The sequence below is a fragment of the Nocardia sp. NBC_01327 genome (assembly GCF_035958815.1).
GTDB lineage: Bacteria > Actinomycetota > Actinomycetes > Mycobacteriales > Mycobacteriaceae > Nocardia.
Genome location: NZ_CP108383.1, coordinates 3,629,959 through 3,647,938, shown reverse-complemented (window position 1 = coordinate 3,647,938; position 17,980 = coordinate 3,629,959). Strand labels below are relative to the sequence as shown.

16 protein-coding genes are annotated in these 17,980 nt (G+C 67.2%); 10 read left to right on the top strand and 6 right to left on the bottom strand.

Annotated features, from left to right (window positions below; genetic code table 11):
* Positions 1-18: 18 nt before the first annotated feature.
* Positions 19-819: a hypothetical protein gene (locus OG326_RS16325; RefSeq protein ID WP_327145488.1), complete on the bottom strand. Its 801-nt coding sequence runs from the start codon at positions 817-819 to the stop codon at positions 19-21.
* Between the two features lie 239 nt (positions 820-1,058).
* Here OG326_RS16325 and OG326_RS16320 point away from each other — a divergent pair, with 239 nt between their 5' ends.
* Both OG326_RS16320 and OG326_RS16315 read left to right on the top strand, forming a co-directional pair.
* Positions 1,059-1,721 carry a class I SAM-dependent methyltransferase gene (locus OG326_RS16320; protein WP_327145487.1) on the top strand — a complete coding sequence of 221 codons (663 nt, stop codon included), beginning with the start codon at positions 1,059-1,061 and terminating at the stop codon, positions 1,719-1,721.
* 105 nt (positions 1,722-1,826) lie between these two features.
* Positions 1,827-2,591: an alpha/beta fold hydrolase gene (locus OG326_RS16315; RefSeq protein ID WP_327145486.1), complete on the top strand. Its 765-nt coding sequence runs from the start codon at positions 1,827-1,829 to the stop codon at positions 2,589-2,591.
* Positions 2,592-2,599: 8 nt separating this feature from the next.
* Here the strand turns inward: OG326_RS16315 and OG326_RS16310 are convergent, their stop codons facing one another.
* On the bottom strand, positions 2,600-3,439 hold the full coding sequence (locus tag OG326_RS16310) for an SDR family NAD(P)-dependent oxidoreductase (protein WP_327145485.1): 840 nt from the start codon (positions 3,437-3,439) through the stop codon (positions 2,600-2,602).
* A 119-nt stretch (positions 3,440-3,558) separates the two neighbouring features.
* Here OG326_RS16310 and OG326_RS16305 point away from each other — a divergent pair, with 119 nt between their 5' ends.
* Positions 3,559-4,149 carry a TetR/AcrR family transcriptional regulator gene (locus OG326_RS16305; RefSeq protein ID WP_327145484.1) on the top strand — a complete coding sequence of 197 codons (591 nt, stop codon included), beginning with the start codon at positions 3,559-3,561 and terminating at the stop codon, positions 4,147-4,149.
* Positions 4,150-4,648: 499 nt separating this feature from the next.
* Complete coding sequence (locus tag OG326_RS16300; RefSeq protein WP_327145483.1) at positions 4,649-5,602, top strand: acyl-ACP desaturase; 954 nt, start codon at positions 4,649-4,651, stop codon at positions 5,600-5,602.
* 64 nt (positions 5,603-5,666) lie between these two features.
* On the opposite strand, the gene OG326_RS16295 is transcribed toward OG326_RS16300, so the two are convergent.
* The gene (locus OG326_RS16295; protein WP_327145482.1) at positions 5,667-7,112 is read right to left on the bottom strand and encodes an MFS transporter; all 1,446 of its coding nucleotides are present in this window, start codon (positions 7,110-7,112) and stop codon (positions 5,667-5,669) included.
* A gap of 151 nt (positions 7,113-7,263) precedes the next feature.
* Between OG326_RS16295 and OG326_RS16290 the strand changes: the two genes are divergently transcribed.
* The 5 genes from OG326_RS16290 to OG326_RS16270 all read left to right on the top strand — a co-directional run bounded on the left by OG326_RS16290 (position 7,264) and on the right by OG326_RS16270 (position 11,166).
* Complete coding sequence (locus tag OG326_RS16290; RefSeq protein ID WP_327145481.1) at positions 7,264-7,824, top strand: TetR/AcrR family transcriptional regulator; 561 nt, start codon at positions 7,264-7,266, stop codon at positions 7,822-7,824.
* Positions 7,825-7,893: 69 nt separating this feature from the next.
* Entirely contained in the window at positions 7,894-8,766 is an 873-nt protein-coding gene (locus tag OG326_RS16285; protein ID WP_327145480.1) for a class I SAM-dependent methyltransferase, read from the top strand.
* A 128-nt stretch (positions 8,767-8,894) separates the two neighbouring features.
* Positions 8,895-9,278: an Rv0361 family membrane protein gene (locus tag OG326_RS16280; RefSeq protein WP_327145479.1), complete on the top strand. Its 384-nt coding sequence runs from the start codon at positions 8,895-8,897 to the stop codon at positions 9,276-9,278.
* A 129-nt stretch (positions 9,279-9,407) separates the two neighbouring features.
* Positions 9,408-10,619, top strand: a complete 1,212-nt coding sequence (locus OG326_RS16275; RefSeq protein WP_327145478.1) for a serine hydrolase domain-containing protein — start codon at positions 9,408-9,410, stop codon at positions 10,617-10,619.
* Positions 10,620-10,761: 142 nt separating this feature from the next.
* On the top strand, positions 10,762-11,166 hold the full coding sequence (locus OG326_RS16270; protein ID WP_327145477.1) for a hypothetical protein: 405 nt from the start codon (positions 10,762-10,764) through the stop codon (positions 11,164-11,166).
* Between the two features lie 109 nt (positions 11,167-11,275).
* Here the strand turns inward: OG326_RS16270 and OG326_RS16265 are convergent, their stop codons facing one another.
* From OG326_RS16265 to OG326_RS16255, 3 genes are all read right to left on the bottom strand, one after another.
* A complete protein-coding gene (locus tag OG326_RS16265) occupies positions 11,276-12,241 on the bottom strand; it encodes an SDR family NAD(P)-dependent oxidoreductase (protein WP_327145476.1) in 966 nt (321 codons plus the stop codon).
* Between the two features lie 106 nt (positions 12,242-12,347).
* Positions 12,348-15,383, bottom strand: coding sequence for a protein kinase domain-containing protein (locus OG326_RS16260; protein ID WP_327145475.1), 3,036 nt, complete (start codon positions 15,381-15,383; stop codon positions 12,348-12,350).
* A 101-nt stretch (positions 15,384-15,484) separates the two neighbouring features.
* Entirely contained in the window at positions 15,485-16,276 is a 792-nt protein-coding gene (locus OG326_RS16255; protein WP_327145474.1) for an SAM-dependent methyltransferase, read from the bottom strand.
* 233 nt (positions 16,277-16,509) lie between these two features.
* Between OG326_RS16255 and OG326_RS16250 the strand changes: the two genes are divergently transcribed.
* A complete protein-coding gene (locus tag OG326_RS16250; RefSeq protein WP_327145473.1) occupies positions 16,510-17,805 on the top strand; it encodes an amidohydrolase in 1,296 nt (431 codons plus the stop codon).
* Positions 17,806-17,980: the final 175 nt, after the last annotated feature.

Below are 17,980 nucleotides of genomic sequence, written 5' to 3'. Positions count from 1 at the left end.
TCCTGTAACACAACACTTTTAAGAGGGTCCCGGATCGGGCTCACTACCGTCGTCGGGGCGGAAAAGTACGCGGTGGGCCACCACGTCCGCGCTGACCTGCGCGATCGGAAGGCTCGCCGCCAGCGCGAAGCCGACCAGGCGCGCATACGCGGTGGTGATGTCGGTGCCCAATTGTGCGGCGATCATCCCGGTGGCCTGATGGATCTCCCGGGTCGACTGCGCCGGTTCCCACCACGAACCCAGGCGATAGCTGTCGTTGATGGCGTGCGTGAAGACGTCGATCGCGTCGGCGCGGTGCTGCTCGGGCAGTTCCGGGCGCGGATCCGGGGTCGCCGAAAGCAACAGGGTGGTAATGAGTTCGGCGACCTGTACGGCGGCGGCGAACCCGGCCTTGTCCAGCATGGTGTCGGCGTACAGGTCCAGGGTCCCGACCCGGATCGCGCCCAATTGCAGCGGAAAGGCGAAGACCCCGCCGTCCTTGTGTGCGAACCCGGCCGCCGCGAGCAGCGGCCATCGACCCGCCCCCAGTGCCGCCGCGACATCGGGGACCAGTACCGGCGCCTGGTGCCGATGAGCCTGCGGACCCGGGCCCTCCCCCGTCGCGGCCTCCAATTGCGCATAATCTGCTGCCTCGGAATCGGAGGCGCCGAGCATCTCCCACCCGCCCGGCCCGGTCCAGATCATGATCGCGGCCCGCGTCACCGGCAGTACCTGCACGCACGCGACACTCAGCAGACCCGCCCCGCGTGGACTTCCCGATCCGGCCGCCCGCGCCAGCGCGGCGACGAACCGCGCCCCGACTTCCTCGGCCCCGGTCATCACGCCCACCGAGCCGGTCTCGCACCCCACCCCGGAACGACTGCCCCTGCGGTGAAAGTGCCACCACCATCTACGTTCAGCATCATTGTCCAACGCCGCCGAAAACCTGTGACGCCGACCGGCATCCCGGAGTGCGTCCATCGAATGCCGGAATTCTATCGCCGCGCAACGTCGCCGAAAAGTATCCAGGGGCGTGGCGGGGTTGACCTCAACCATTGTCGAGGGGCCACAGTAGAGGTATGACTAGGCCAGCTGAATTCTGGGATTCCGTCTACGACAGTGGCATCGCACCGTGGGTGATCGGCGAGCCGCAGCCCGCGATCGTCGAGTTGGAGCGGGCGGGGTGGATACGGGGACGGGTGCTCGATCCGGGCACGGGGGCCGGGGAGCACACGATCTTGCTGACGCGGTTGGGATATGACGTTCGAGGCGTTGATCTGGCGCCGAACGCGGTGGAGTGGGCACGCCGCAATGCGGCGGAACAGGGTGTGCCACAGGCTCGTTTCGATGTCGCGGACGCACTACATCTGAGCGAGGCCCCGACTCTCGCCGACGACGGCGAGCCCGTATTCGACACCATCGTCGACAGCGCCCTCTTCCACATCTTCGGCACCGACCCCGACGCCCGCGCCGAGTACGTCCGCAGCCTGCACACGGTATGCCGCCCCGGCGGCCTGGTACATATCCTGGCACTGTCGGACAGCGAACCGGGCTTCGGTCCCCGCATCAGCGATTCGATCATCCGCGAATCCTTCACGGAGGGCTGGGAATTGGAAGACCTGCACCCGTCCCGCTATCGCGGTCGCGTCACCGATTCGGTCGCCGAGGCGGCAGCTCACATGGAACAGCACAACGGCCGCGTCGACGTAGCCGCCTGGCTGGCCCGCATCCGCCGCCTCTAAAACGGGCAGCGAAGTCGGCCCGTGGGGCCGTCTACACCAATGGTCGACCGACCAATCACCATTGCGGTACGAGGTGGTGAAACGCAACGGCAGAGGTGGTTCCCTATGACGATTCCCCGGCCCGGCATCGTGCACATGTGGCACCAGGAACTCGGAGCAGGCGACCCGCTGGTACTGCTCCATCCCGCGGGGGTCGATTCCCGCGCGTTCACGCCGAACTTCGACGGGCTCGCGCGGCAGTTCCGTCTCTACGCGCCGGATCGGCGTGGGCACGGGCGCACTCCCGATGCCGAAGGGCCGATCAGCTTCGAGCTGATGGCGCAGGACACCATCGCGTTCCTGGAGAATGTCGTGAGTGGACCGGCATTCCTGGCCGGATACAGCGACGGCGCGGTGGTCGCCTTGCTCGTCGCGCTGCGCCGCCCGGATCTGGTGCGGCGCTTGGTATTCGCCGCGGGGGTATTCCATCGAGACGGCTGGGCCGACGGCGTGCTCGATCATGATCTGACGCCGCCGGACTTCATGCGGGATACCTATGCCGAGGTCTCCCCCGACGGCGCGGACCATTACGACACCATTGTCGCCAAGATCGCGGCCGAACATACGCGGGAACCCTCGCTGACTCCCGCGGAGCTGCGGCAGATCACCAGTCGGACAATGATTCTGGTGGGAGACGACGATGAGGTTCGGCTCGAACACGCGCTCGAGATGTACCGCAGCCTGCCGGAGGCCGAGCTGGCCATCGTTCCGGGGACCTCACACGGCGTGCTCGCCGAGAAACCGGATCTCTGCAATCTGCTCATAGCCGATTTCCTCGGCAAGGATCCGGTGCCGACCTTCGCGCCGATCCGCCGGAAGCCGCTGGGCTGAAGGAGGGTTCAGATGCCGGCGGCGCGGACCAGAGCATCGGCGAGACGTGGTGACACGGTGGAGATCAGGCGCAGGGCGGCGGCGTAGGTGGGGAACAGTTCGACGGGGCGATCGCGGATCGCGGTGAGGACCCACTGCGCGGCCTGTTCGGGGGTCAGTGCGGATTGGGTGTCGTAGTCGCCGGTGGGGCTGATCATGGGAGTGCGCACCAGCGGGAATCCGATTGTGGTGACCGCGATTCCGGTGCCGTGGCATTCGGCGCCGAGGCTGCGGCCGAAGGCGGACAGCGCGGCCTTGGAGGCGTGGTAGGCGGTGAATTTGGGCATTACTCCGGCGGTGGTGCCCCAGGTGCCGATATTGATGATGTGGCCGCGACCGGCCTCGCGCAGGGCCGGGAGCAGCGCCAGGGTCAACCGGACGGGACCGAAGTAGTTGACCGCCATGGTGCGTTCGTAGTCGTGCGGGCGGTCGGCGGCCTCGAGTGCGGTGCGGCGGATCGAGCGGCCCGCATTGTTGATCACGATATCGGGCGGCCCGAAGCGGTCGAGCACATCGGCTGCCAGTGCTGCCACCTCATCGGGGCTGGTCATATCGCAGGGCATGGCGTGAGCGGCGCCGCCCGCGGCCGTGATCACCTTGCAGGCGGTATCGAGTCGTTCGCGGTCGCGGGCCACGGCGAGAATCCGAGCGCCGCGTGCGGCCAGCAGCTGTGCGGTCGATTCGCCGATGCCCGAGGAGGCGCCGGTCAGGATTACCGTCCTGCCGCGCAGATCGGGTGTGCTGCCGCCGAAGAAGTCCCTGACCGACGGTGTCGGATTGAGCAACGCGGTGATCAGTGGGTTCTTCATTCGACGCCGTCCTAGGTGATGTTCATGGGCTGCCGCAGCCCGGCGCGCATTAATTGACTATTTGGTAAATTACCGAGAGCTCAATCCGGTGTCAAAGGTGCGGACGGAAGGCGGCAGTGGTGAGCGGTGCGGGAACCAAGGGAGTGCCGCGGGCGCAGCGCGAGGCGCAGATCCTCGATGTCGCGGCCGCGGAGATCGCCCGGGTCGGTTATGCCGGTCTGTCGCTCGGCGTGGTGGCCACCCGGGCCGGGGTGTCGAAACCGCTGGTGTACGCCTACTTCGACACCAAGGACGGGTTGTACGTGGCGTGTGTGCAGCGGGCCGCGGCCGCACTCGGCGATTCGATCGACGAGGCGATCAGCGGTCCGGCGACGCTGCAGATGGCCGAGCACACGCTCGCGGCGATCTTCACCGCACTCGAACCGCGACCGCATGATTGGAAGGTCCTCTTCGACCGATCGCATCCCGCGGACGGGGCCGCCGCGCAGGCCGCCCAGGGTGCGCGGCGGCGCATCGCCGAACAGGCCGGACAGGGCGTGGGCCGGGTCCTCGACGGACGCGGGCTGACCGACCCCGAGGATCTGTCGGCCGTCACGGCGGTCTGGATGGGCACGGTTACCGCACTGGTCGATTGGTGGCTGCACCATCCGGACGAGAGCGCCCCGGCGATGATCGCGCGCAGCCGGCGGCTCCTCGCGATCTTCGGATAGCCGGTGTCCCGTTTGTGCCAACCCACCGACGCGCCGTGCCATCCCCTCCCCCCGGTTCGACGTCGGCCGCCGCGTCCGTGAGACTTCTTGTGACCGGCGGAGATTCGCCAGCAACGGCGATCGCCACCCGGTCTGCTCCGGGCACGGTGCGGCGAACCGCAAGCGTGCAGATATCGGGGAATGCGCTGGTCGTCGCGGCAACGCAGACTGCTTGCGATGCTGGCGCAGGATCCGATGGTGCCCAGCGGGACGCTGATACACAGCGCCGGTGGCCGGAACACGAAACGGTCCGGGAGTCGACCCCTCGACTCCCGGACCGTTGCCCAATCCGTCGGTCAGGTGCCAGTGCCACTCGAATCGACCTCCCCGTGTGAGCTATCTCAACATCCTCGGCCGTCGGGACTTTTGCCCCTAACGGACAGCGGCATTCCCTGGTGAGTTGGTCGATACGACTCGGCCGCAGCGCATCAGGCGCGGGCCCTGGACCCGGGAGCATGGTGTGCCGCGTCAGTTGACTCAGCGAGAGATCCTGTCCGAGCTCGAACCCACCGCCGAGGAGTGCGTGCACCAGCATCTGGCACGAGCCAAGGATTGGCATCCGCACGACTACATTCCGTGGGACGCGGGCCGGAACTTCGCCATGCTGGACGGAATCGACTGGGCGCCGGAACAATCCAAGCTCAGCGAGGTCGCCAAGGCGGCGATGGTCACCAATCTGCTCACCGAGGACAACCTGCCCTCCTATCACCGTGAGATCTCCGAGAACTTCTCCCGCGACGGCGCCTGGGGAACCTGGGTGGGCCGCTGGACCGCGGAGGAGAACAAGCACAGCGTGGTCATCCGCGACTACCTCGTGGTCACCCGCGGCGTGGACCCCGTCGCGCTGGAGAACGACCGAATGGCGCATATGACACACGGTTTCAACGCACCCACCGAGGTGCTCGAAGGCGAAGCCGGCTTCCTCTACTCGGTCGCCTACGTCAGCTTCCAGGAGCTGGCCACCCGCGTCAGCCACCGCAATACCGCCCGCGTCTGCGACGACCCGATCGCAGACCGCATGCTGCAGCGCATCGCCGCAGACGAGAACCTGCACATGATCTTCTACCGCACCATGTGCGGCGCAGCCCTGGACCTGGTCCCCGACCAGGCCATGGAGGCCATCGACACCATCGTCGAGAACTTCCGGATGCCCGGGGCGGGCATGCCCAACTTCCGCCGCAACGGCGTCCTGATGGCCAAACACGGCGTCTACGACCTGCGCCAGCACCTGGAAGACGTCCTCATGCCCGTAGTCCGCCAATGGAATATCTTCGGCCGCAACGATTTCACCGCCCGCGGCGAACAGGCCCGCGACCGCCTCGCCCGCTTCCTCGACGATATGCAGCACGTGAAGATCCCCCGCTTCGAGGAACAGCGCGACCGCGCCCTGGCCCGGGACAGAGCTCGCGCCTGAGTTCCCGGCGCAGGCCCTCCGCCTGGTCGGGCATCGACCAGGCGGAGGGGTGGAGTGCGCGTATTCAGTTCGCGGGGCGGGTGTTTCGGAAGGTCAGGGCTACCGCGAAGGTGAGGGTGGCGATGGCTGCGGCGGCGGCGAAGGCGGTGGTGATACCGGTGACAAGGGCGTGCTGGGCGGAGCCGCCGGCGCCGCGGGAGGCGGTGCCGAAGATTGTCACCAGAATGGCCAGGCCCAGGGAGGCGCCGGTTTGCTGGAGGGTTTGCAGTGCGCCACCGGCGGCGCCCGCGTCATGGGGTTCCACGTTCGACATGATGATCACATTGAGTGGCGAAACCGCCAGGCCGAGACCGAAACCCATGAGCAACATGGCCACGAACAGGAGTGGGAAGTAGCCGCTGTCGGCCGTCAATTGGGTCAGCAGGACGAGCCCGGCCACCATCGATGCCGTGCCGATCATGGCCAGGGGCTTCGGGCCGAAGCGCGGGAGCAGGCGTGGAATGGTACGGATCATGGTGAACATCAGCAGGGCGGTGGGCAGGAAGGCGAAGCCTGTTGCCAGAGCGCTCAATCCGAGGACGTCCTGGAGGAACTGGGTGAGGAAGAAGAACATCGACATGCCTGCCATGGGCGCCAGGAACATGCTCGCGTAGGCGGCGGCGCGATTGCGGTCGGCGAACAATCGCAGGGGCAGTAGCGGTTGGGCCGTGCGTGATTCGATGACGAGGAAGACGGCGATCAGGACGACCCCGGCCGCCAGGGAGATATCGGTGGTCGCATTGCCCCAGCCGTCCGATGCGGCGCGGATGAAGCCGTAGACCAGTGCGGCCACACCGGTGGTGGCGGTGATCGCGCCGGGCAGATCCAGATGCGCGGATTGCCGTGCGGCCCTGGGCAGATAGCGCAGCGCCAGTGCCACGACCGCCAGCCCGAAGGGCACATTGATGAACAGCACCGATCGCCAGCTGAGCCATTCGGTCAGCAGACCGCCGACAATGAGGCCGATGGCGAAACCGGCACTGGACATTCCGGAGAACAGTGCCAGTACGCGAATGCGCGCCTTGGGCTCACGGAAGGTGGTGGTCAGCAGTGCGAGCGTGCTGGGTCCGGCCATCGCCGCACCGACGCCCTGCACCACACGGGCGATGAGCAGCCAGGTGGCCGACGGCGCGAGACCGCCCGCGAGCGAGGCCACGGTGAACAGGGTCGCGCCGGCGATGAAGAGATTGCGGCGGCCGAACAGATCACCGGCACGCCCGCCGAGCAGCAGCAGTCCGCCGAAGACCAGGGTGTAGGCGTTCATGACCCAGGACAGGCTGGTGGCGGTGAAATGCAGGTCGGCTTGAATGCGCGGCAGTGCCACATTCATCACCGTGACATCCAGGACGATCATCAATTGGCAGGTCAGCAGCGTGGCCAGCACGATATTCGATCGAAGTCGGCTTGATTCGGGGGGCGCGGAGACGAGGGTGTCCGCGACAGCATTGTTCGAAGAAAGGGTGGTCGACAAGAGAGGCTCCATCGAATGAAATCAAACGGAGGATGCCTCCGTTTCGATAGAGCTATCATATGGAGGGTTCCTCCACTTGCGCAAGTCTATCCGGAGGGTCCATCCGTTTTCTACTGGAGGGTCCGTGGAAGCACCGCCGACGGGAAAGCCGATGCGCGCCGATGCGCGGCGCAACTACGAGCGGATCGTGTCGGCCGCTCAGGAGGCATTCGCCGAGCTAGGCCCCGACGCTCCGCTGGAAGAGATCGCGCGCCGCACCGGCGTCGGCATCGGCACGCTGTACCGGCATTTTCCGAATCGAGAAGTGCTGATCGAGGCCGTCTACCGCTCCAGCATCGAGCAACTCAGCCAGCGCGCCCACGAACTGCTCGAAAAGCACTCGGCCGAAGCGGCATTCGAGATCTGGCTGCGTGAGCAGGTGGAGTGGGTGATGGCCAATCGCAGCCTCGCCACCACCCTGAAGGCCGGTATGGACCACAACACGCCGACCTTCATGCTGTGCCGGACGGCGATCACCGGGGCAGCGGCGGCGGTACTGCAGGCCGCGCAGGACGCGGGCGCGATCCGCAGGGATATCGAACCCCGCGATGTGCTCCGGTTCGGCCACGGGATCGGCGTGGCCTGCGAAACGACGCCCGAGGCGGCGGAACGACTGCTCGCGGTGACGCTCGACGGCCTCCGCGTCCCGACTTCCGGCAACTTCGACGCCTGAGCGCTGATTTCACGCGGCGAAAACCGCTGCGGCGGGCCCGGACCCGCCGCAGTCGGTACGTTGGCGAGCATGCGAACCGATGGAGATTCCTGGGATATCAATACCGGTGTCGGATCTACGGCATTGTTCGTCGCGGCGGCCCGCGCACTGGCCGGCCGTGCGGCCGATGCACCGGCGCACGATCCGCTCGCCGAGATCTTCGTGCGGGCGGCAGGCAAGGAGTGGGTCGATCTGCTCGAAGGTCGCGTGCCCGACCATCCACTGCTGACCCCCGAATTCGGGATCCAGTTCCAGCAGCATCAGATCTCCCGCACCCGCTACTTCGACGACTTCCTGACCGCGGCCGCGGCCACCGGCATCCGGCAGGTGGTCATTCTGGCCGCCGGTCTGGACGCCCGCGCATACCGCATGCCGTGGCCCGGCGGGACCGTGGTCTACGAACTGGACCGCCCGCAGGTGCTGGAGTTCAAACGCGAAACACTCGCCGAGGCGGGCCACAAGCCGCTGGCGCAGCGCCACGAGGTACCGGTGGACCTGCGCGAAGACTGGCCGAAAGCATTGCGCGAGAGCGGCTTCGACCCGGCCCTGCCCAGCGCCTGGCTGGTGGAGGGCCTGCTGATCTACCTGCCCCCGGCCGCACAGGACCAGCTGTTCGACTCCATCGACGCACTCAGCGCCCCCGGCAGCCAGGTCGCGATCGAGCAGATGGATCCCCTGCCCGAAGAAGCCGCCACCGCCATGGCCGACAGCGACGGCGGTTCGGACTGGGTGCGCCTGATCTACAACGAGCCTCGCGGCGAAGCCACCGCATGGTTCGGTCACCGCGGCTGGACCGGCGAGCGCGTCTACCTCACCGACTACATCCAGGAACTCGGCCAGCCCCTCGCCGACGGCCCCCAGCAGCAATCATTGATCAACCTGGTGACCGTCGTACATCCCTGACGCCGGTTCATCGGACACCGATTCGGTAACCGATTGCAGCGCTGGAATAGTCGACCATAGTGGTCTACCGCGACATTGCCGTCGCCACCACCACTTGGGTGATATGGGCTATTCGGGAGAGGCATTCGGTGGGGGACAGCAACAGTACGGCCGGGGAGGGCGAGCATCTCGAGGCCGAAGCGGTGGTCGCCGCGCTGATTGCCGCGCACAATCGCGGCGATCATGCGCTGGCGGTGGAAAGCAGTTGTGGCGCATTGCGATCCGAGCTCGAGCAGATACCGGCCGAGGTCTTCGCCGAGCAGGCCCGTCGCGACCTCGAACGGCGGGGTGCGGGCATGCTGTGGGGTGTTGTATCGATCACACTCACTCCCCCCAGGGGGTCGCTGACAGCGTTCATTCGCTACACGACCGAACCCGACAAAAAGGGCGATCGGTACCTGTTCATTCTGGAGAAGACCGACAGCTGGCGCGTCTGCGATCGGCCGGTACCGCAGGCGGACATGCGGCGGTAGGCAGCAGCCGCCAGTAGGGCGGCGATCCATTGCCTGGTTCGATCGGCCCCGGTTACAGTCAGTTAGCAAGATGCTTGCAGTTGTTAGCACGGGCTTTGCTGTGAGCGCGACAGACAAAGGAGTCTGACCATGCCGACCGCAAGTACGTCCATGCTGATCGATGACCGATTCACTGCTGTCGCGGCGAAGTTCTTCCATATGTTCCGCCGCAAACGGCAGGGCGGCGGCGGGCTGTCGGTGTATCTGCACGGTGAGCCGGTGCTGGATATCTGGTCGGGGTGGGCGGCCCCGGATCGGCGCTGGCAGGCCGACACCATCGCCCTGTCGTATTCGACGGGCAAGGGTGTCGCCGCGACCGTGGCGAACCGCCTGATCGACAGCGGCGTGCTGGAATTGGATGCGCCGGTCGCGACCTACTGGCCGGAGTTCGCCGCACACGGCAAGGCCGACATCACGATTCGCGATGTGCTCAGCCATCGCGCCGGGCTGCAGCGCATTCGCGATCTGCTACCCGAGGTGCACCAGCTGCTCGACCACGACCTGGTGGCGGCGGCCATCGCCACCGCCGCACCGGATCCGCTGCGGCTGCGCGCCTCCGGCTATCACGCCATCACCTTCGGCACCCTCGTGGCCGAGATCGCCCAGCGCGCGACCGGCCGCGACTTCCGCGACGTGCTGCGCAGCGAAGTGGCAGAACCTCTCGGCGACAATGACTTCTGGTTCGGCGTCCCCGAAGATCAGCGTCACCGCATCGCCACGCTGGGTCCGCGCCTCGGCGTCGCCCGCATCCCGATAGATACCCTGATCGCACCCTTCGCCGGGGTCCGCCAGATTCGTTCCGCCCGCAGCGCGGTCTACGACGGCTGGGCCGATATGACCACCGGACCGCGCCCGTACGACGCCATGATGCCCGGCTGGAACGGCACCTTCACCGCACGCGCGCTCGGCAAGATGTACGGCGCGCTGGCCAACGACGGCCAACTGGGCCAGCGCCGCCTGCTGCGCTCCGAAACCGCCGCGGCCATTGCCCATATGCCCGCGAACAGCCGCTACGACTACGTCCTCGGCGCCGCGCCACAATTCGCCCGCGGCTACCATCGCGCGATTGTCGGAACCCGCCTCACCCGCCGCGCCTTCGGCCACTTCGGCCTGGGCGGTTCCGGCGCGCTCGCCATTCCCACCCTCGGGCTCTCCGTCGCGTTCGTCACCAACCACCTCGGCAGCATTCCGACCTCGGTGGCCGACACCCGGCTCCCGTTCCTCGCCGGCGCGGCGCAGCGCGCGGCGCTGGAGGCGGCCGGCGCGACCGCCGCACCGGCTCGCTACGCGGAAGCGGGTTAGACGGCAGGCGCGGATGGCCGATGTCGGCCATCCGCCCGCGACTCCGCTGCTTCCTGTGAGGTTCCTGGATATGCCCACAGAGCGAACCCGCGCGCACTAGCCTCCGAAACACATTCGTTTCAGATGATTGAGGACCCCCTATATGCGCAAGTCACTCTGGGTCAGCGGGCTCGCTCTCGCCGCTACCGCCGTATTGAGCTCGACCGGTACCGCGAGCGCGGCCGGTACCAGCATGAGCACCGACTCCATCTTCAATGTCGGCACCGATATCCAGGCGGGCACCTACACCACCACCACCGCCCTCACGACCTGCGCGTGGGCGCGACTGTCGGCGCTCACCCCCAGTGCCACCGCGGTGCTGCAGACCGGTGGGGCGGTGAACGGTTCGGCGAGCGTCACCATCCAGTCGACCGATATCGCGTTCTTCACCACCGGCTGCGGCACCTGGAACCTGCAGGTCTCGACCGGATCCTCGAGTCTGGGCAGCGGCAGCGCCGGCGGGCTGTTGTCCGGCCTGCTGTCGGGCACCGGATCGTCCGGCTCCTGAGCCGAAACCGGTGACTCGGCAACCGCATTCGCGGTGAGGTCCGCACATCGCGGAGCATGGCCGGTCCCTCACGAACGTGTGAGGGACCGGCCGTTTCTGCTGTGAAAGTTCAGTCGTGCGCGGGCACGACCGCAGTATCGGCGACCGCGGCCGGTTCCGCGTGCGGCGCAGTCGCTTTCGCGAGCCCCGGATCGGGCAGCCTGCGGTGGAGTTCGCTCAGCCCGCGACGAGCCACACCCGGCAGCAGCAGGTTGAACCAGAGCGACAGCGCGCCGTGCAGATTCTCCAGATGGGCGGGACGGCGCACGATGGCGTCGGCGAGCATATCCACCGCGGCCTCGGCCGACAACGTCTTGTAGCCGCTCCAGCCCAGGGAGGCGCTCATATCGGTGGCCACCAGCGGCAGCCGCACATCCGTGAAAGAGATTCCATCGGAAAGGCATTCGACCGCCGCCACCCGCATCACGGCCTCCAGCGCGGCCTTGGAGCCGAGGTAGGAGGAGAAACGGGGCACATCGGTGATCACGCCGAGCGAGGAACTCGACACGATGTGCCCGGAACCGCGGCGGCGCATCTCCGGCAGCAAGCGCAGCATCAGCCCGACCGGACCGAAGTAGTTGATGCGCATGGTGCGTTCGAAATCGTGCAGGCGGTGTTCGGAACTGGCGAGCGAACGCCAGATGGAACGGCCCGCATTGTTGACCAGGATATCGGGGGCGCCGAACTCGACCAGCACCTCATCGGCAAGTTTGTCGATGCCCTCGGCGGTGGACAGGTCCGAGGTGAGCGCGAACGCCCGCCCGCCCCGCTCCGCGATCTCGGCGACCAGCTGATCCAATTCGCTTGTGCGGCGGGCCGTCACGATGACGGTCGCACCCTCGTCCGCCACCCGCAGCGCCAGTGCGCGGCCGATACCGCTGGACGCCCCGGTGATGAGCACCGTCTTACCCTCGACCCGATCACGCAGGGTCGGCCCCCATGGCAATGGCAAGCGCTGCGGCACGGTCAGGACATTCACTACCTTCCGGACCAACTCGATCTGGACTCCCGCAATGGCCTTACGAACGCTCGTCAACGCACTACCCATACTTCCCTGAAGATCGAATCTCACTGCGTCGCGATCGTATTCGATCTTCGTGACCCAGGGGTTACCAGCGACCACGCAGCAGACGCCGACTACGTCACTCCCCGAGCGCATAGGCCACGGCGGCCGCGCTCGACAGACCCTCTCCGACCAGGGTCGCGGCCGCGAATCCCGCTGGGCCCAAGGCCGACTCGGCGGATCGAACGCAATCGACATGGCTGGCAGTCAGGTTCGGCAGCGAGATCGGCCAACTGCTCGCCACGGCGCCCCGCGCGGCCGCGGCGCCCATGAGCACCGCCGCACGCTCCGGATCGCCTGTATCGCAGGCGATCCAGGCCAGCGCCTCCAGGCACATGGCGGTGCCGACCGGATCTTCGACCAGCCGAGCCAGTCTGGTGAGCGCTTCATCCAAAAGTTCGGTGGCTCGGTCTGATTCACCGCTGGTCCAAAGCAGTACCGCCATCGACCACTGCGCATAGGATCGGCCCACCGATTCGCCCCGGGACTCGGTGATCTCCAAAACCTGCGTGTAGCAATCGCTTGCCTGCTCAGTAGCTCCGGACAGCGCGTGGCACAGGCCCAGAATGATCAGCGCCTCGACCAGCGGCGCGATCCTCTGCTGCCGCCCGAATTCCGCCACCGCATCGGTCAGCAGGGCGCGGGCGCGCGGAATCTGCCCGCCGCTGTAGGCGAGAAAGCCTGCCGCATACGCCGCCATCGCATCGACGGCCGGGTCCGCCGATGTCGCCAGCGCCTGTCCTTCCCGGACCAACGCCCCGGCGCCCTCGAGATCACCCTGCATATCGGCGAGCGCGCTGTCGGCGTAGAGCGCCATGACGTGCTCGGCGCGGGGGTTGCCCCTATCGCCGTCCAGCAATCGATCGAACCAGCGCCGCCCCTCGCCGTACAGGCCGCGCGAACTCCAATACTGGTACAGCGCCGACGCGATGCGAAGTCCTGCGACCGGATCATCGGAAACGCTGAACTCCATGGCATCTCGCAGATTCGGCTGCTCCCGCTCGAGTCGCGCGATCCACTCCAGCTGCCGCGCACTGACCCACTCCTGCTGCGCCTGCGACGCCAACCGCAGGAACCAGTCGCGATGCCGCCGCCGCAGGTCCGGATACTCCGCACTGTGCTGCGCCTGCTCGCGGCCGTAATCGCGCAGTATCTCGAGCATGCGGAAGCGCACCGTCGAACCGTGCGGCTCGCAGATCAGAATCGATTTATCGACCAGCGCGGTGAGAATATCGAGCACATCGCCGGACGCCGTCTCCGCAGCGCAGACCTGTTCCGCGGCTTCGAGATCGACGCCGCCGGCGAATACCGACAGCCGCGACCACATCAGCTGCTCCTGCGAGGTGCACAGCTGATAACTCCAATCGATGCACCGCCGCAGCGCCTGCTGCCGGGTGGACGATCCCCGGGCGCCGCGGGTCAGCAATCCGAAGGAATCGGCGAGGCGGCTCAGGAGCTGTTCGGGAGACATGGCTCGCAGCCGCGCGGCGGCCAGCTCGATCGCCAGCGGGACGCCGTCGAGCCGACGGCAGATGTGGGCGATGACTGCCCAATTGTCCTCGGTGAGTTCGAATGTCGGCACCGCCGCCCGCGCCCGTTCGGCGAACAGCGCAACCGCCGCGTACCGCTCCGACGCCTGCGGCACCGGCGCACTGCGGGATTCGGGAATCGTCAGCGGCGGCACCCGCAGGACGGCCTCCCCGCCGATGCCCAGCGCCTCTCTGCTGGTGACCAGGATCTGCAGTCGCGCACAGCCTTTCAGCAGGGTTTCACACAATTTCGCCGCACCGTCGATCACCTGCTCGCAATTGTCGAGGATCAGCAGTCCGCGGCGCGCTCCCAGAAATTCGAGCAGCGTGTCCTCGGGCGACTGCCCCGACTCGCGCACACCCAGCGCGGCGACGACGACGCCGGACAGGAGCGCCTCGTCGATCAGCTCACCGAGTTCGACGAACCACACCCCGTCCGCGAAATCGCGCGCGACCGCCGCGGCGAGCCGGACCGCCAATCGCGTCTTACCGACCCCGCCGATACCGGTGAAGGTGACCAGCCGGGCAGTCGACAGCAAATGCTGCGCGTCCGAGACTTCACGGTCACGACCGATGAGGCTGGTCAGCTCCAGGGGCAGGTTTCGAATCACCCCTTCTCGGCGCACCGCTTCGGTCACCGGCCGTGATACCGACGGGGCACCGGTCCGAGACTCATCGACATCGAGCCGCAATGCCATATCGTCGACGCGAAACCCACTGCGGCGCTGGATATCACGGAGCTCCTCCCCCAGTGCCGCGGCACTCGGCTGCCGATCCTCGGGGCGCGTGGCCATCGCCCGCTCGAGCACCGCGCAGACCTCGTCGGGGATGCCCTCCGCACGCAGATCCGGTACCGGCTGGGTGGTGATCCGCACGAATTGCGCGACCACCTGCTCTCCCGAATGGCGTTCGAACGCCGCATGACCGGTGAGCGCGCAGAAGAGGGTGGCGCCCAGGCTGTAGATATCCGACGCGACGCTCGGACTCCCCCCGGTCAGCACCTCGGGTGCGGTGAAGGCCGGGGAGCCGGTCACCATCCCGGTCTCGGTCTGGAAGCCACCGGAGAAGTGCGCGATCCCGAAATCGGTGAGCGCCGGATCGCCGTAATCGGTGCGCAGGATATTGCCGGGCTTGATATCACGGTGCAGCACGCCGAGACGGTGCACGGTTTCCAGCGCCCCGGCGAGCCGAACACCCAGTCGGAGAAGGTCTTCGACGGAAAGCGGTCCGGTGGTCCGGATTCTCGCGTCGAGTGAACCCTGGGCGCAGTACTGCATGACGATGTACGGACGGCCGCCGGTGGTCGTCCCGACCTCCAGCGCATCGACCACATTGGGATGACCGGTCAGGCGTCCCATCGCACGCTGTTCCCGGAGAAATCGCTCCCGGTTCTCGGCGTCGAGATCGGCGGTGAGCACCTTGACCGCTACCGTTCGATCCAGGGCGGGCTGCCGGCAGCGGTACACCACCCCGAAACCACCCCGCCCGATTTCCTCGACCTGCTCGAACCCCGCCGACTCGAGCTCAGCGAGAAGTGACGGGGCCACGTGGTCACGCTGCGTGTCGAACGGCTCGGGATCGATCATCGGCTACCAGATCTATCGGAGGCCCTTCACCCTATCGCTGCCCCCGGCGGTACGAGCAATACCCCGGCAATTTCCCGACCGGCTCGATCGGCCGACCCCGGTCAGGGCTTGCGGCCCACGCCGCAGTAGCACGAGACCTTGGCATCGAAGGCCGGGGAGATCTCGGTGGTCTCCACCAGACCCCATCGATGTGGCGGCACCACACCCGGCTCGACCAGATCCAGACCGGAGAACCACCCGGTGACCTCATCATGCGTCCGCACCTGCGCCGGCAATCTGCGCACCCGATACACATCCTGGGCAGCGACCACCTGCTCCGGCGCGAAATCGGCGGTGATCGTGCAGATCACCAGATACGAGCCGGGAGCCAAAGCGCTCAGGAAGGCCGAGACGATCGCCGGGACGCTGGCCTCCACAAAATGCAGGAGCGCGATCATGCTCAAACCGACCGGCTGGGATAGATCCAGCACCTCACCCAATTCCGGGGCGGCCAGGATCGCGAGCGGATCGGTGACGTCACCCTGGATATAGGTCGTCGTCCCCGAGGTTCCGCCGGGCATCAAGGCCCGCGCGTGCGCCATCACCACCGGATCGTTGTCCACGTACACCACCCGCGCATCCGGAGCGGCCCGCTGCGCGATCTGATGCAGATTCGGCTCGGTCGGAATCCCGGTCCCGATATCGAGGAACTGCCGAATCCCCGCCTCGGCCAGGAACCGCGTACTGCGCTGCATGAACTGCCGATTCACCCGCGCCGCGGTCCGAATATCCGGCCACGCCTGCAGAATCTCCTCCGCGGCCTTGCGGTCGGCCTCGTAGTTGTCCTTACCCCCGAGGAAGTAGTCATAGATGCGCGAGGTATGCGGCTGATCCAGCGGGATAACCCTGTCCAATCCAATCACCACTTCAATCGATCGACCGACCACATACCTACTCGCACAGGCTAGTCCGCCACCGCCCCGGACCGAAGGGTTTCATGTGGAAGGGATTCGGCTCTGTCGATATCCATTGCCGATCCATTGCCGCCGGTCAAACGTTTGTCGCGAATGCCCGAAATGTCGTGCGTGACAGCCTCGATCACACTGTGTGCGCTTGTTCCAGAAGGAACGAAAACGGTGAAACCGCCATGAGCGGCGCCGAGCCGTGGATCATAGGCGCTGTGCCGTCGATCAACAGTCGTGTCGCCAGCATTACCGCCGATCTAGCGGAGCTGTACCGAGACCTGCACGCGCATCCGGAATTGTCCTTCGCCGAGCACCGCACCGCGGCGATCGTCGCCCGGCGCGCGAAGGCCCTCGGTTATGAGGTGACGGAAGGAGTCGGAGGGACCGGTGTTGTCACCCGCCTCGCCAACGGCCCCGGCCCGCTGATCATGCTGCGCGCGGATATGGACGCACTGCCGCTGCGCGAGCAGACCGAACTGCCCTACGCCTCGAGCGCCACCGATCCGGACAGCGGCCGGCCGACCATGCACGCCTGCGGCCACGATATGCACGTCACCTGCCTGCTCGGCACGCTCGAAATGCTGGCGGCCGACCGGGATCGGTGGTCCGGCACCGTGCTCGGGGTGTTCCAGCCGGGTGAGGAGATCGGCCTCGGCGCGCAGGCCATGGTCGACGACGGATTGTTCGAACGCTTCGGGAAGCCGGAAATCGTGCTGGCCCAGCATGTCCTGCCGATCGCGGTGGGCACCGTGGCGACACGCCCGGGCGCGATCCTCTCCGCGAACGACAGCTTGCGGATCACCCTGCACGGCCGCGGTGGCCACAGTTCGCGCCCCGAGACGACGGTCGATCCGATCGTGATGGCCGCCGCGACCGTCATGCGCCTGCAGACCATCGTGTCCCGTGAGATCGCCGCATCCGACCAGGCCGTCGTCACCGTCGGCACGCTGCACGCGGGCACCAAGGAGAACATCATCGCCGATCAGGCCGAATTGGGCCTGAGCATTCGGACCTATTCGCCCGAACTGCGCGCCAAGGTGCTCGAGGCGATACGGCGGATCGTGGATGCGGAGGCCGAGGCCGCGGGCGCCGACCGCCCGCCGACGATCGAGTCGCTGACCCGGCTGCCCGTCACCATCAACGAACCTGTCGCACTGGACAAGACGCGCGCCGCGCTGCGGGCCGCTCTCGGCGCCGAGCAGGTCCTGGAGATGGGCGCCTTCCCGGCCAGCGAGGACGTCGGCTACCTCGCCGAGGCCGCCGGTGCGCCGCTGTCCTTCTGGTTCTTCGGCGGTGCGGACCCGGCGAAAGTCGCGGCCGCACAGGAAAAGGGCACGACCGACCAGGACATCCCGATGAACCACTCGCCGTACTTCGCGCCGCTTGCCGAGCCCACCATCGCCCACGGCGTCACCGCGCTCACCGCGGCGGCCCTCGCCTGGCTCGATGCGCGCCGCGCCGGTGACGTCCCGGCGTAAGTAGCCGCGCCGCCCCGGGCGGTGAATCCCGGCCCTGCACAGCACTTCCCGAACCGCTCCGGCCGCCGGGCCGAGGGCGCTCGCCCGCGTGTACATCGCCGCCGGTGGGCCCCTGCCGACCTGTCGCCCACTGCGTTCTCCGCCGTGCGCACCGCGCCCTCCGCGGTCTCCTGCG